At 51.6% G+C, this 14,559-nt stretch carries 10 protein-coding genes and 3 pseudogenes; 1 reads left to right on the top strand and 12 read right to left on the bottom strand.

The annotated features are described in order from the left end of the window. Window positions 1-127 precede the first annotated feature (127 nt). From ACL2XQ_RS09035 to ACL2XQ_RS08990, 10 genes and pseudogenes are all read right to left on the bottom strand, one after another. Entirely contained in the window at window positions 128-2,140 is a 2,013-nt protein-coding gene (locus ACL2XQ_RS09035; protein ID WP_187514541.1) for a DNA topoisomerase III, read from the bottom strand. Between the two features lie 10 nt (window positions 2,141-2,150). Beyond that, window positions 2,151-2,891 carry a PFL_4669 family integrating conjugative element protein gene (locus ACL2XQ_RS09030; protein WP_047609017.1) on the bottom strand — a complete coding sequence of 247 codons (741 nt, stop codon included), beginning with the start codon at window positions 2,889-2,891 and terminating at the stop codon, window positions 2,151-2,153. 266 nt (window positions 2,892-3,157) lie between these two features. Next, window positions 3,158-4,417, bottom strand: a complete 1,260-nt coding sequence (locus ACL2XQ_RS09025) for an STY4528 family pathogenicity island replication protein (protein WP_413740298.1) — start codon at window positions 4,415-4,417, stop codon at window positions 3,158-3,160. 101 nt (window positions 4,418-4,518) lie between these two features. Next, window positions 4,519-4,752: a hypothetical protein gene (locus tag ACL2XQ_RS09020; RefSeq protein WP_187514543.1), complete on the bottom strand. Its 234-nt coding sequence runs from the start codon at window positions 4,750-4,752 to the stop codon at window positions 4,519-4,521. Then, window positions 4,749-5,330 carry a DUF2857 domain-containing protein gene (locus tag ACL2XQ_RS09015; RefSeq protein WP_060435768.1) on the bottom strand — a complete coding sequence of 194 codons (582 nt, stop codon included), beginning with the start codon at window positions 5,328-5,330 and terminating at the stop codon, window positions 4,749-4,751. The genes ACL2XQ_RS09020 and ACL2XQ_RS09015 overlap by 4 nt, the downstream gene beginning before the upstream one ends. An 84-nt stretch (window positions 5,331-5,414) precedes the next feature. After that, on the bottom strand, window positions 5,415-6,173 hold the full coding sequence (locus ACL2XQ_RS09010; RefSeq protein ID WP_187514544.1) for a DUF2786 domain-containing protein: 759 nt from the start codon (window positions 6,171-6,173) through the stop codon (window positions 5,415-5,417). Then, window positions 6,157-6,408 (bottom strand): TraR/DksA C4-type zinc finger protein, encoded by a 252-nt coding sequence (locus ACL2XQ_RS09005; RefSeq protein ID WP_072270529.1) that lies wholly within the window; start codon window positions 6,406-6,408, stop codon window positions 6,157-6,159. The genes ACL2XQ_RS09010 and ACL2XQ_RS09005 overlap by 17 nt, the downstream gene beginning before the upstream one ends. Then, the gene (locus tag ACL2XQ_RS09000) at window positions 6,398-8,134 is read right to left on the bottom strand and encodes a ParB family protein (protein ID WP_187514545.1); all 1,737 of its coding nucleotides are present in this window, start codon (window positions 8,132-8,134) and stop codon (window positions 6,398-6,400) included. The genes ACL2XQ_RS09005 and ACL2XQ_RS09000 overlap by 11 nt, the downstream gene beginning before the upstream one ends. A gap of 2 nt (window positions 8,135-8,136) precedes the next feature. Next, window positions 8,137-9,501 carry an SPI-7-type island replicative DNA helicase gene (dnaB-PI, locus tag ACL2XQ_RS08995; protein ID WP_413740297.1) on the bottom strand — a complete coding sequence of 455 codons (1,365 nt, stop codon included), beginning with the start codon at window positions 9,499-9,501 and terminating at the stop codon, window positions 8,137-8,139. After that, window positions 9,474-10,375: pseudogene (locus ACL2XQ_RS08990) on the bottom strand (ParA family protein). Before ACL2XQ_RS08990 ends, dnaB-PI begins: the two are co-directional and overlap by 28 nt. Before the next feature lie 288 nt (window positions 10,376-10,663). Here ACL2XQ_RS08990 and ACL2XQ_RS08985 point away from each other — a divergent pair. Beyond that, window positions 10,664-11,934 (top strand): annotated as a pseudogene (locus tag ACL2XQ_RS08985) (tyrosine-type recombinase/integrase). Between the two features lie 127 nt (window positions 11,935-12,061). Here the strand turns inward: ACL2XQ_RS08985 and ACL2XQ_RS08980 are convergent. Together ACL2XQ_RS08980 and ACL2XQ_RS08975 are read right to left on the bottom strand one after the other, a co-directional pair. Continuing rightward, entirely contained in the window at window positions 12,062-12,904 is an 843-nt protein-coding gene (locus ACL2XQ_RS08980) for a LysR family transcriptional regulator (protein WP_413729944.1), read from the bottom strand. Between the two features lie 288 nt (window positions 12,905-13,192). Next, window positions 13,193-14,447, bottom strand: a pseudogene (locus tag ACL2XQ_RS08975) (IS3 family transposase). Window positions 14,448-14,559 lie beyond the last annotated feature (112 nt).

The raw sequence follows: 14,559 nt of genomic DNA, 5'->3' as shown, positions 1-14,559 counted from the left end.
TGGGAGCGGTCTGTCAGACTGTTCGGCCAGAACGCAATGCATGTAGCATTCTGGCAGACCGCAGTCACGGGGTGCGGCTTCAGAGCCACGAGAAACATAGCAAAATACATGCCCCACCCGCAATCGGTTAATTCTGCTTTGACTTACGTGACTTAGGCTTAGAAGGCTTTTTCTTCGCCTGGTCAGTGGCGTTGACGACGCCTTTGCAGGCCGGGTATTTCTCACAGCTGTAAAACGTCCCTTTCTCGCCGTGCCTCAGCCGGGTTTTACTGCCACAAAGGGGGCATTGCGGGGTCGGGGGCACGCGGATAGTGACATTTTGAACCTGCCCCTGAGCAACGAGTTGTCGAGTCCAGCCCGTCTGTCGCGCCATAAAGTCTTCCAGTCGCATCCGACCTGCAGCAACCTCATCGAGCGCCTGCTCCCATAGTGCTGTCATACCCGGCTCTTTCAAAGGGGCAGGCAAGGCATCTATCAGATCCATCGCCACTTCGGTGGCCCGCAGATAGCGGCCCTTAATGACGATATATCCCCGCTTCAGGAGCGTGTCGATGATACCGGCGCGGGTCGCTTCTGTTCCCAGACCCGCATTCTCTTTCAGGACCTTTTTTAACTGCAAATCTGTCACGTAAGACGCCGCGTTCATCATCGCGGCTATCAGCGTATCGAACGTGAAATGCAGCGGTGCTTTCGTTTTAAGACTCTTGACCTCAGCAGCCGTCACTGTGCACACATCACCTTTGTTCAGCGCGGGGAGCGCGTTGTCCTGCTCGTCCCCGGTGTTCTCTTTCCCGTCAGTGACTGAGTTAAACAATATTTTCCAACCGGGCACTACGACCACCCGGCCAGTTGTGCGAAAAAGCTGTCCCCCGATGCTGAGGTCCAGGCGTGTCACATCGCTCTCGTGCAAAGGAAGGAACTGGGCGAGGTAGTGGCGACGAATGAGTTCATACACCCGCTTCTCTGCGTCATTCATTTTTCCCAGGTCGCAGGCATGCTTAGTCGGAATGATCCCGTGGTGAGCCGTGAGCTTTTTATCATTCCAGATACGTGAAGCAAAACGGGGATCCAGGGTTGCAATCACAGGTGTGAGGGAAGGGTCAGTTTTGGTCAGGGCGGCAAGTACCTGAGGGATTTCTTCACGCATCGACTCCGGCAAAAAACCACAGTCGGTACGGGGGTAGGTCGTGGCCTTATGGGTCTCATACAAACTTTGGGCGGTATCAAGCACCTGCTGAGGTGACATTTCCCAGAGTTTCCCACAGGCCTGCTGCAAAGCACCTAATGAAAAGGCCAGCGGAGCCGCTTGTGTCTCACGCTTTTTCTCCTGCTCAAGAACCTGAGCCTGCCCCGTCTGACGGCACAGCTGGGCCACCTGCTGGGCAATGCCCTGATGGACACAGCGTTTTTCCTCGTCGGTGTACATTTTCGCAGCTACCCACTGGGCAGCAAACGTCACATCACCCGCATGCAAAACCGCACTGACCTGCCAGTAGGGTTTCGGGACAAAAGCGGCAATCTCTCTGTCCCGGGTTACCAGAAGTGCCAGCGTCGGTGTCTGTACCCGACCTACCGACAGCACCCCATCAAACCCTTTTTCACGGGCCTTTAATGTATAAAGGCGGGTAAGATTCATACCCGTCAACCAGTCAGCACGGGCGCGCCCCAGTCCCGCATAGTATAAAGCCTGAGTCTCGTTACCGGGTTTGATGTGATTGAGCCCATCACGAATACTCTGTTCATCCAGCGCTGATAGCCATAGCCGATTTACCGGTCCCCGCCACTGGCAAAAGTCCAGCAACTCCCGGGCAATGACTTCGCCTTCCCGGTCTGCGTCGGTGGCTATCACCACTTCATCAACCTGCTTCAATAATTTTGCGATCGTCTTAAACTGATCTTCCGTGTCCTTCTTCACTGTCATTTGCCACTGTGCTGGCAATACCGGGAGGGCTGAAATGTTCCAGGGTTTCCCGAACTGAGGACCATACGCCTCCGGAGAGGCGTTTTCTAGTAAATGGCCAACTGCCCAGGTGACCGTCACCCCAGGCCCCTGAAGGAAGCCGGTGCCTCTTTTCGTGGCACCGACTATGGCAGCGATGTCCCTCCCCTGAGAGGGTTTTTCACAAAGGAATAGGCGCATTCTCCCTCCTTTATTTAGCATTATCGCTATTATTAGCCCGGTAGCGGATCCGCAGGAGGTTAACACTGGCCTCATTAACGGGCGGGGAGAAAGCAGACCGATGGTTACCCAGCAGCACGTCAACATCAGGTTCACCAAGCTCCAAAACGGCCTGCTTCCAAACAGGGTTATTTTCGACTGCGTCCTGCCTGGAAACATTTACTGAGCGATAACTCATCGCAGTACCATAAATCTCACGAAGGAGGCGACTTCCTTCACTTAACATGTCGTAACGTTGTTGACGTGAAATCATTCCATAGTGCGAAGCCTGAAGGACCTGCTTGGCAAACTGATCAAAACCAAGAAGCAGAAAAACACAGCGGTAACCAAGGGGGGTATTACTGAACACCCGGATATCAAGGGGTTCAGAAACGGAAGCCTCACTTAACGTTGCCCCTTTCGGTAACCATTGCATGTCTTTTTCAAGACCTTCGATCAGCGATTGCATCTTTTTATTCGCGGCATTGAGCTTCACCTCCATCGTCCACATTGTGGCATCTGCCCAAGGATTATTCTTAAGAGAGTCCTGATTGATTTTGGATGCCAGACTGAGAAAACGCGGCATTCCCATGATGGCAGGCTTGCCTTTACTCCCCTCTACTCCTTTCTCTGCTCGCCTGCCCTGCCATAACCCAATCGCATAGTGGCTGTGGAGTTCAATTTTCAACTCTGAGTGCAATGCACCCGTTCTTTTCTCGGTATTATCCGCCATCGTTGTCACCGTCTTATCAGTTAAGAAGGAGCTGATAGTCCTGAAAATACAGAGGTCCCAACAACGTAAAAGTCTTCATTCATTTTCTGAATATAAGGCCACACTATCCCAAAGCCGGTTGCGAAATAGGTTAATGTGCATTTTTTGACCTTGTTGCGCCCCGCAACAAGGTTATTTTTTAGGCAACCAGCGATAATTAATAATCACTTTATGGAACCACTAAAATATCTGGCTATTTTTTAATCTTGTTGCGGGCCGCAACAAGATTACTTTTTAACCACCTCTGTGCCCCGCAACATCGCATTCCGAATGTCAGCGATAACGCTTGAAACACTTTCGGCAGAGGCCCGTTGTGCAGGCCGTTGAAATACTGGCATCGGTGATAAGGCGGCGTTTGCCTGTCCGATAGTCTGGGACGAAGTGACAGCGTCGGGCATCACAAGGTGTCCATCACGGGCCCGTTTGAGCATGGCCAGCATCCAGCCCATAGGGTTGGTTAACTGGCCCTTACGCAGCTGTTTTTTCAGCATACCCATAAGCGCAGAAGACTCCGGCTCAGGCAAGGCAGCCAGCTGAGCAGACAGCGCTGCCGCATCCTCAGTTGATATCTTGCTGGTCAGCGACTCAGGCAGTTCCGGTACCGACAAGCCCTTACCACCGTTCTCATCCGGTACGTACGTTTTTTTATTCACACCTTGTGTGAAAATACGTACGTTACAGTTCGATTTCCGAACTCCGGCGTAACTTGCTGATTTTAGACTGAGTTCGGTATCAGAACCCGGTTCAACACTTCCCTCTTTTTTACTGAGTTCGGTATCCGAACCCGGTATCTCATAATGCTTTTCTGCGTTTTTTATACTTAGTTCGGGAACCGAACCCGGCTGATAAGCACGGCGTAGGCTAGCCATCTCCCGCGGCGCTGATGGCGAACCGAGCCGACTTTCAATCATGGCCAAACGCGAATGACGGTGACGCATGGTGGGGTCATTCTTAATGTCGGCAAGCACGGCCATGGCTGTCAAGCGGACTGCCTTATTACGGTGCTGGCAACTCGATGCAACAAGGTCAAGCCAACCGGGATCAAAGGTTTCCGCATCACGGCAACTGAGCGGTTCATCGTGCTGGGCATAAATGTTTCCCCTTACGCGACCGCGCGCATCACGGACGCGCTTACACAGGCTCAGCCAGCCGGTTATCCTCAGCATGAGAAGCACTCTGCTGATGGTTTCGCGGGACGCCTTTTCCGCATGAGGCGAAGCGAGCTGGAGTTGCAATTCATCGTAGGTAGGAAACACCGCGCCCTCATTTTGCTGCGCATAGAGGCGGATCATTACCCACGCCGTTTTATCCAGCGGCGAAAGACGCGTATCCATAAACAGCTGACGTGGAAAAGCATCATGCACGTTTCCCAGGAAAAGCAGGCCGCTGCGTTCGCTGGTGACGTCATTTTCCGGCGTTCTGCTGGCAAGGCTGTTCTGCATTCGTGACAGCGTAAACTCTACGATACTGTCTGGCGGTAATCCCATCTCGCGTCCTCTTGATACATGACAGTGACAGCACTGCGGGGCCATAAAGGCCCCGTTTCTGGATGTGTGCGTCATCGTAAAACTGTGCTTAACCTTCTGCGTTATTTCTTGATTTCACGGTTATAGGTCTCGTGATTCATCAGGAACCAGCGGTGCCCGCCGTCTTTGCTAAGCATCCGCCAGAATGGACCGATATCAATTTTGAGATAGCCTTTTACATCCAGACGCTTGCATACCTTTTGGCCGCTCTCAAGAGAGTTCACCATCCCTATGGCTTTACGACGCACCGCAGGGGTGATGTGCTGACGCGGGTTGAAATCGAGAAGCTCAGTCATACCGCCTCCCGTTTATTGCCCTTACGTTCACGTTCACGACACCATGTGGTTACGCGCGTCCAGACGGCAGTCAGTGAGACATTATGGAGTTCGGCGGCGAGCATCATTACATCCAGTGCGTCATGAGAGTCTGGCGAGTTAAGACCCGATGCGTCCCACTGCGTCCAGATGCCGGCATCCGCCTCTTCATCCGGTGCCTGCGTCCGCCCACGGGCGGTATCAATCCCTTTGAGACGACGCCGGGCGCTGACCTCTGCCGCACTGAGGCCAAAGTAAGTCTGCATCAGCTCGATGGAACCGCCGAGCGCTAACGCCCGGTCAATGCGCTGCATGCGCTTCTGCTCAGTTCTGGACTGCTGAACGATGATCCAGAAATTGTCATGATTGATGCTAAGATTCAGTACCGACACGCTGCTTTGCATCAGGTAATGCAGGTCGTCGACGGTCAATTGACTCAACTGACGCACTTCTTCGATTGTCATCCCTAACGACTCGCACCGGCGAATATTCCCTGATTTCAGCTCCATAAGGAGGTGTGTCAATATGGCATTCGTTGCCTGAGATAAGTTTTGGCTCACAGTAACCCCCCGTTCATCCCCAAATCCGCAAGTAACCAAGCATCCGTCATCCAGCAGGCAGTACATGCTATGAAAATCAGCGCATTACTCATCATCTTTTCCTCCGATCACGGACAAGGCTTTCAAATGCGACGCCTGACCATTAAGCCCCCGACTCAGCTGGGCTTGCCGCCCGGCCATCCACCCTGATTCGCGGGCTTTTGAGTCACCGCGGCAACTGCGTGCCTCCCTTACATTAAGCTCAGACAGCGCCTGATTTCCGCATCGCTGTGTCAACCAGTTCCGCAAAACTCCCGATTCTTTCTCTGAGGGTTCGAACGACTCAAGAACGTTCCAAACTCCCACTACCCAGCCCTCACGAAACTGGTCAGCCCGGTTTCGCTTTGTTTGTACCTTGAGGCGCTTAAGCCGGTAGGCTGAGTGCATGTGCAAATCGGTGGCCTCCCTGAGCTGGCGGGAGAGGACAGTGAACACGTACAACCCCACCTCAGGACGTTCATTCAGTCCATAAAAGTGCAGTGAGCGCCGGCGGCGGGCCTGGCCGGTTCGGGTGGCGGAGTGATGCCAGCTAAACCAGCAACGGCATCCCGTTGCCATGCATACCACGGCAGCCAGTGCATTCAGCCACCCCGGGATACTGATGGCATCGGAATAGATTTGATAACTGACCGCTTCCTGGACGTCGCCGAGTGCTAAATCCTCTGGCGAGAGGTTGTGTCGCTGCATAAGAACCTGTGCAAGACGCACGGCGCGCGCGGCCTCATAAGCGTTGTTATTGCGGGTTCCTAAAGCCATAAGCTTACGGATACGGCGCAAGAGCTTTTCATTATCTCCGGCTGTCATAGCGTTTCCCCGTACCAATGTGCTGATAATGTTCCCGGACTTCCTGACAGCCGATGCAAAAACGGACGCCACGAACCGCCTGACGGCGCGCTTCTGGGATGGCTGCTCCACAGTCCTCACAAAAGTGATGTGACGGTTTATCAGAACGGACTTCGTCAAGAATAAGACTCAGACTTGCCCTGAGCTGCTGCTCAGTGACTGCCTGTGCCATTTCATCATTGAGATCAAAGGTCATGGGAACCTCCCTTCGCTGCATCACGCTGTAACTCACGCAGGCGACGTAAAACGCGGATCAGGCGCATAACTTTAACGACGTGCTGATCGGTAAAAACGGGCTGGTCGCTGATAACCGGTGAGCCGAAAAAATTCAGGCAGAACATAAACATATTGAAGGGCTGCTTCGGAAGATCACCCGTCATGCCCGCCAAGAACAGGACGAACTCATTGCTGCTCTGTTCGGAAGCGTTGTAACCCGCTGATTGATTAGATTTATCTTCATAAATGCTCTCTTCACATCCCATAGCCTCTGCGAGTTCAAAGGCCAGACGGTAGGCCATGTCCTGCAGGTGCTCGATATCATCCTGTAGTACCGGGATGTGCCAGATATCAGTGACCGGCTCAAGCCCCGTCGCGGCAAAAGCAACAGATGACTCATGAACCACCGACTGAGCAGACTCATCAGATGACTCAGACAACGCGGAAAACAAACTAATATCATTAAATGCTGATTGCCCACTCGGCTCACCGCTGAGAACAGCGGGCCCACCATAAAGATCTGGCTGTGTCTCCGTTCGTTCCGCAGGGCGCAGCTGACTACCATCTGTAAGAGACTGCAAAGAAGCCGGTAATGTTGGAACCTCTACTTCAGCATTGTTATCCGGAGCAGGTTCAGGTCGGTTATGCGTTCCTGTCAGCGTGCCGGAGCGCAGCCCGGTTAAGTGCGTTTTATCATCAGGCTGCGGTGGTAACTGCCTCACTTCTTTTTCTTGTAATACTGAGAGGGACGTATCCTGAACTGGGCTCATTACGGGCGGTGCTGGCGGTTCACCAAACATCTCTCGACGCTGCTGCTCTTTCGGGTCAAGCTCAATCAGCCAGCGGTCATAGTTCAGAGATGGGTGAGGTAATGCTTTGAGAAGCTCGCCAATGAGCTCATCGCGAAACATCTCAAAGGAGTACAGTTCTGGGTTATTGAACAAACAGCAGGTATTGGCGAAAACCTCATGAAAATCACGTTTAGCCGATACGTCAGGAGCAAATATTTTCCACGTTTTCTCAGCTGTCGAACGCAGACTAAGTAAAGGGGTTACCTGAGACCGACTTAGCCCTGAATCAAGAAGAATCGGCATAGAAGGGTATAAATAGGTCAGGGTATCTTCCATCCGGCTAATCCCTGAGAAATGTATCGGATAGCCCTGCTGATTAAGCAAATCGGAAAGCTCACGCAATGTTACACTCTTGCCGAGCTGTTCCTCCCAGATTGTCCGGGCTTTATGGATACCAAAGGCCTTTTCGATGTAGGTAAGATCACCGCGAACTTCGTTTTCAGCAAGATGCCCAATCACGCACTGGAGACGTCCAGGCCATGGCTTAACAATGGTCTGGATTCGATAGAAACGATCGTCCCCTGTCTCCTGCCAAAGTTCGCAAAGGATCTGATAACGGGTGTTCCCACCATCGCTGAAGATATACACTTCTTCACCATCCGGATCGCACGTTACTTTGGGAATAGAGTCCAATCCACGCGAGCGAATAGAGGTTTTGATATCATCGAAACGGGGGTTGCGCGACGTGCGCGGATTATCAGGATTTGGACGCAACTGATCTAATGTAAGCACCATCGGCATTTCACTAAGAGGAAGAACTGCTGGTGAAACGTTATCGCCTGTAGTGAGCTGAGACGGTGATTTACCGCGCTGTAGCATGGCATCAGAAAGATTAATTTTTGTGAACTTGCTCATCTTTAAACTCCTCCTTGTAAGGCAGGAGCTCGAAGGGACTCAAAGCGGGTAAAGCGGCTGTCAAAACGGAGTGTGACCATCCCAATAGGTCCCTGCCTCTGCTTTCCAATGATCACTTCAGCCAGCCCTTTGTCTTCTGTGTCGGGGTTATAGACCTCATCGCGATAAATAAACATGATAACGTCAGCATCCTGCTCGAGCGCGCCGGAGTCACGGAGATCACCGTTGTTTGGTCGTTTGTCTGCACGGGATTCAAGAGAGCGGTTGAGCTGGGAGAGAGCCAAAACCGGGCACTTCATTTCTTTCGCCAGCGCCTTAAGAGAACGTGAGATTTCGGCAATTTCCTGCGTACGGTTCTCCTGATCAGGACACCGCATCAGTTGTAAGTAATCGATCATGATCAACGAAGGTTTACCGTACTTACGCGCGCTGCGACGAGCGCGAATTCGAAGCATCGACGGCGTCAAATAGCTGGTATCGTCAATGATGAGCCTATCCCGCCAGTCATTGGCGATTAGGCCAGCAACATGACTTATGCGAGCCCAATCTTCATCCTCCAGTAGCCCGCTTTTGAGGCGTTGAAGCTCCACATTGCCCAATGAAGAAATCATACGCATAAGAAGCTGTTCAGTCGGCTGCTCGAGACTGTAAACCTGAACGACACTTTCCTTTTGTTGCTCAAGAGCGCCCGTCACCATACCCATTGCCAAAGCCGTTTTTCCCATCGATGGGCGTGCCGCCAGTAACACAAGATCACTGTCCTGAAGCCCGCATGTGCGGGTATCAAGATCGTCATAGCCTGTCGGTGTGCCGGTAATCCCGTTACCCGACTGATTACGCATTTCCAAATCGCTGATAAGTCGCTCTAACCCTTCGATTACGGAGGTACCTTTTTCAGGCTCTGCTTTTTCAGCGATATCAATGATCCGTTTTTCAGCCTGCTCGAGGATGCAAGAGATATCTGCACGGGGAGCAGCGACATCCCGACTCAGATCGTTACCCAAAGCAGCAAGCTGTCGCGCTCTGCTATAACGCGCAACAATTTCGCTGTACGCGACAATATTGGCCGCGCTTGGCGTGTTTTTACTGAGCGTTGCTGCGTAACCAAACCCTCCCACTGTCTCCAGCGTTTTTTGCTGATCAAGCGTGTCTGTCAGGGTGATAAGATCAATTGGTTTGCCAGCATCAATCAGGCGCTTCATTTCACGAAAATATGTCTGATGCGTCCTACTGAAAAAATCATCTGCGGTAAGGACAAGTGCAACGTCATCCCAACGATCGTTATCGAGCATTAAACCACCCAGCACGCCCTGCTCCGCTTCAACAGAAACAAGCCCTTTCAAGGCTTCCATGTTGGATTCAGCCATGTTTCGCCTCCATTTCTTTCAAGGCGATGCGGTCGAACTGCGGTTTCCATTCAGGGAAAAGTTCGCTTGCAAGGTTGAACATCGTGGCGAACGCAGAGTCGCTTACTCGGCCGGTTTTCTTTTCCAGGCGATGGGCTGGCTGACCAGCTGCGTGACCTTCAACATAAATTTCGAGGTCATAAATGAAGGTGCTGAGCAGCGAGACTTTGATTTGTTCGCTGTGCGCGCTATACCGGCCATCATTGATGATCTCTTCAAGTTGCTGGTAAGTATCACGAGCAAGGCGGGTGTACTTCATACAGTTAATGAGGATGCGTATTTCTGGGAGTTTCAGACCTAGGGCTGAAAAAGGCAGCAAGTTTTCCATCATATTGATGGTCCCGCGAATGAATTCCCTTACATCAGGAAGTACGGGTTTTACGACACCCACGGCCGTTCGCGTTGCTGCCAGAACAATCAGTTCCAACATGATTGAACGGGCACCCTGAGAATCGACGATGATGACATCGTATGACTGGAAAAGAGGGTGCTGAAGAACGTTACGTAAGCGTAAACGACCATCCGGAGCGTGAAGCATGGCAGTCGGAAGCTGAGCGTGAGGGTCGTTTGAAATAATGATATCTAACCCGCTGATAACGCTGTGGGATATGAGACTCGAAGGTTGGTTTAGATCTGCAGTCTGCATGAGCAATTCATACAAACCTTTGGGGGCTTCATAGGAAAGAGAGAAAATGCTACTCGCAGTTGGCTGAGCATAGTCTCCATCGATAAGAAGGACTTTTAAACCTGCATCGGCTAGAAAGCCGGCAAGATTAGCGGCTTGAGTGGATTTACCTTCCCCACCCTTGGTAGAAATCACTGGTATAACATGCATTTAGGCACCTGATAATTATCTCAGGATGCGAATTTACATATATACCACAATCACTTATGAAATCTAACAACTCGACACAGGGATTGAAAATCCCCGTGTCCTTGGTTCGATTCCGAGTCCGGGCACCACCATTTCTTTTTTATGCTTTCTTATGAATCCCTATATATCTTAAATTCAATAGGTTAGCGTAAAAACCCTTTCCGATACGTTTTAATTTATCCCTAGGTATCCGGAAAATGTGGGGTCAAATTGCGGGTCATTCAGTTCGATGAATGGAGTGACCCTCACATGGCTCTGACTGACAGCAAAATCCGCGCTGCAAAAACCTTCGTAAAATCCTACAAACTCTCCGATGCCCACGGTCTGTATCTACTGGTATCAACCAGCGGCTCACGTCTGTGGTATTTCCGCTACAGCTTCGGTGGCAAAGAATCCCGCCTGGCTTTAGGCGCCTATCCGCAGGTCACGCTGGCGGAGGCTCGCGAAAAGCGCGACGCTGCCCGCAAGCTGCTGGCCTCCGGCATCTGCCCTTCCCTGCCCCGTGAATCCGAAAAAACCGCTGTAGACAAAACCCGCACCTTTAAACACATCGCAATCTCGTGGCACACCAGCAGCCTCCGGCTCTGGTCGGCAAGCCACGCGGATAAAATTCTTACCTGCCTGAGGCGCTATGCCTTCCCTGACATGGGCGAAATGGATATCGCGGAGATCGAAACACGGCATCTGGCGCAGCTCATCAAAGCCATCGACGACAAAGGCGTGCATGACGTGGCCGGGAGGATGCGCCAGTATCTGACCAAAATCATGCGTCACGCCGTGCTGCAACAGGGCCTAATCAAATACAACCCCGTGTTCGACCTGGGCGGCGTCGTGACGCCGATTGTGGCCCAACATCTTCCCGCGTTGCCACTGCGACGCTTGCCTGAACTGTTGGTGAACATAGAAAACTACCAAGGCCGTGTACTGACCCGTTTGGCGCTGGAACTGAATTTGCACGTCTTTTTGCGCTCAAGCGAGTTGCGCTTCGCCCGCTGGGAAGAGTTCGACCTGAAAGCCCATATCTGGACGGTGCCCGCGCAGCGCGCAGCCGTAAAAGGCGTGAGATTTTCAGAGCGTGGCGCAAAGATGAAGGACGAACATCTAGTGCCACTATCCAATCAGGCAGTTGCCCTGCTAAAACAGATCAAGGCGCTTACCTGTGAGTCGGTCTTCGTTTTTCCGGGTGCGCGTGGTCTGGACAAACCGATGAGCGAAAACACCATTAATAAAGCGCTACGTGTGATTGGTTATGACACCAAAATCGAGGTTTGCGGCCACGGATTCAGAACGATGGCCTGTAGCGCCCTAAACGAGTCCGGGTTGTGGTCAAGGCCATCGAACGTCAGATGAGCCATAAAGAGCGCAACGGCGTGCGGGCCGCCTATGTCCACAAAGCGGAGCATCTGGAAGCCCGCATGGAGATGATGCAATGGTGGTCGGATTAACTGGACGTAAATCGGAAGGGGTATGTCGCGCCATATATTTATGCGCGGCAACATAAAGCAGCGAATGACAATTAGCTAGCAAAAAGCGGATCCCTTTCAGGGGGATCTGTTTTTTTACTTTATGAAAGCTTTTATCTTTTTTATTTTGTTTTAACGGAATTATTGTGAAAACTTACCAAGATGAGTTGATTGAAACAGTTTTTTAAACTTCTCGAAAAGCGCTGGCAATAGCACGTAAGGCTCCTCTTGTTCTCTTGTCAGATAAAGAGGAATGAAGGACGATTGAAAATGAAGGGAGAACAGGAAGACCAAACTTGGGACCAACCTCAACGAGTTCAGGAGAAGCTAGTCTACGTGAAAATGCTCCAATTGCGAGTCCCGCCGATATCGCGGCAATGACTACCGATAATCCTCCACCGACGAACACTTCTGTCCAGCGGATTGAGGCCTGTTTCAACGCCTTGGCCGCTAGATCGCGCACTCCACAATCAGGGGTGAGGCTAGCCAAACGTAAAGGCTCATCTGAACGATATTCGAAGTCAGGTGCGGCAAACCAACCGAAGTGCTCTGGGCATAAGACAGTGCCATCCCGTCTAGCATCATCGCTACGTATTATTACAGCATCAAGTAATCCGTTACTAAAATCGTCGAGTAATACTCGCGAACTGTCAAGTTTGACTTCAATTAAAAATGAGGGGTCCAATGATTTCAACCTGGAGAGGATTTTTGGTACTTCTGGGCCCATCACATAACATGCAATGCCAAGTTTAAACTGTCTCCTGGTAGCAGCTAGACTGGTAATTGCGCGTTCATGCGCCTCAAGAAAATTCCGGGCGGACTCAATGAATAACTCGCCGGGTGATGAGAGCCGCACGTGACGTGGCGTCCGTTCAACCAACCGTTGCCCCAGCCGGTCTTCGAGACGTTTCAGCTTGACGCTAAGTGCCCCTTGCGTTGTACCTAGCTCCTCAGCTGCACGAGTGAAGCTCTTTAAATCAGAGATCACAACGAAGGCTCTTACCGAGTCGACATCAAGGCTAATCATATGGATCATTCCATTTTGTTGTCATGGAAACACTTAAACATACGATTATGATGTGGTCAAGCGAATGCTACTATATACGAGAAAAACGGCATTCCATCAATACTTATTTCGACTTAGTATAGAGTAAACCGACTGACATCAATGTTAAGAAATAATACAACCTAAACACTGTTGCCAAAGGAAGAAGCTGTCCTCACCAGTTCGATCAAACATCGCTATATTATTTGGGCTAGCACTAATGTCCAATACAATTGATTTATCCTTTACATCGCCTAAATGGCGATGTCGTCAATAGTTACTGTGGTTTTGACCCCATATATCCATGCACCTATTCCCGCTTAGGTTGATGGTTTCCCCCTGCGCCGATATTCTCTTGGTGAGCGATATCCTAAAGCGCTGTGCGGGTGATATTCGTTGTAATGTTCGAACGCTAACGACAGGTTTAACACTGCCGTCTGGCTGTCCGGTTTTGGCATCATGCCGATATAATCACGCTTCATCGTCTTAACGAAGCTTTCTGCTACACCATTACTTTGTGGACTTCTGATCGCGGTCGTTCGGGGCTCCAGGCCCAGCATTTTAGCGAAGCTCCGGGTTTCATCGGCACGATAGGCCGAACCGTTATCCGTCAGCCATTCGAGGGGCGCTGTCGGCAGGTTTTGCCCGAACCGGCGTTCAACTGAGCGTAGCATAACGTCCTGTACCGTATCGCTGTCATAACCGCCGGTGCTGGCCGCCCAGTCCAAGGCTTCCCTGTCGCCACAGTCGATGGCGAAGGTGACCCGCAGCTTTTCGCCGTTATCGCAGCGGAACTCGAAGCCATCCGAACTCCAGCGCCGATTGCTTTCGGCCACCGCCACCCGGCCTGTGTGACGACGGGTATCCGGTGTGGGACGGGGTTTCGACTCTAACAACAAGCCGTTGTCACGCATCACGCGCCATACCCGTTTTGCGTTCACCCTCGGCAGACCTTCCTGCTCCGAACGGCGGCGCAGATTAGCCCAGATGCGTCGATAGCCATAACTCGGAAGGTCGGCAACTTCGGCACGGATGTGTTCCAGTAATTCGGCGTCATCTTGATGCCGCTGCATGCGACCGTCCTGCCAGTCAGCCTGCCGATAACGATAAAGCGAGAGCTGCGCACGCGACACACCCAGAGCTTCACTCACTGGTTTTACTCGTCGTCCCCGGGCAATAAGGGTCCGTGCGCAATCCATTTTTTTGCTTTGCCGTATTCTACCGCCTCCTTAAGGATCTCATTTTCCATGGTTTTCTTACCCAGGAGACGCTGGAGTTCACGGATCTGTTTCATGGCACTGTTTAACTCAGAAGCCGGCACAACTTCTTCGCCGGCAGAGACCGCCGTCAGGCTGCCATCCTGGTATTGCTTACGCCATTTAAAGACTTGATTAGCATTCACATTATGACGACGAGCGACAAGAGAAACGGAGCTTCCTGGCTGGAAGGTCTCCTGAACGATGGCGATCTTCTCCTGCGGAGTGCGACGACGGCGTCGCTCTGGCTCAGTAAGAACAGTACCCATGATTTCGCTTTGACCAGTCTTGAACATAGTTCCAAGCCTACCTCTTATTTTAGGCGGGTCAAAGTGTATGGATCATCAGGGGGCTAATACATACTGCCACTTTGGCAACTAC

Origin of the sequence: Sodalis sp. RH14 (assembly GCF_047324285.1) — a bacterium.
In the GTDB taxonomy this organism is placed as follows: domain Bacteria; phylum Pseudomonadota; class Gammaproteobacteria; order Enterobacterales; family Enterobacteriaceae; genus Acerihabitans.
This window is presented reverse-complemented; position numbering and strand designations above follow the sequence as displayed.

Coding starts and splice junctions, on each gene's coding strand:
- ACL2XQ_RS09035 (WP_187514541.1), bottom strand. CDS start 2,140: ATGCGCCTATTCCTTTGTGAAAAACCCTCTCAGGGGAGGGACATCGCT.
- ACL2XQ_RS09030 (WP_047609017.1), bottom strand. CDS start 2,891: ATGGCGGATAATACCGAGAAAAGAACGGGTGCATTGCACTCAGAGTTG.
- ACL2XQ_RS09025 (WP_413740298.1), bottom strand. CDS start 4,417: ATGGGATTACCGCCAGACAGTATCGTAGAGTTTACGCTGTCACGAATG.
- ACL2XQ_RS09020 (WP_187514543.1), bottom strand. CDS start 4,752: ATGACTGAGCTTCTCGATTTCAACCCGCGTCAGCACATCACCCCTGCG.
- ACL2XQ_RS09010 (WP_187514544.1), bottom strand. CDS start 6,173: ATGACAGCCGGAGATAATGAAAAGCTCTTGCGCCGTATCCGTAAGCTT.
- ACL2XQ_RS09005 (WP_072270529.1), bottom strand. CDS start 6,408: ATGACCTTTGATCTCAATGATGAAATGGCACAGGCAGTCACTGAGCAG.
- ACL2XQ_RS09000 (WP_187514545.1), bottom strand. CDS start 8,134: ATGAGCAAGTTCACAAAAATTAATCTTTCTGATGCCATGCTACAGCGC.
- dnaB-PI (WP_413740297.1), bottom strand. CDS start 9,501: ATGGCTGAATCCAACATGGAAGCCTTGAAAGGGCTTGTTTCTGTTGAA.
- ACL2XQ_RS08980 (WP_413729944.1), bottom strand. CDS start 12,904: ATGATTAGCCTTGATGTCGACTCGGTAAGAGCCTTCGTTGTGATCTCT.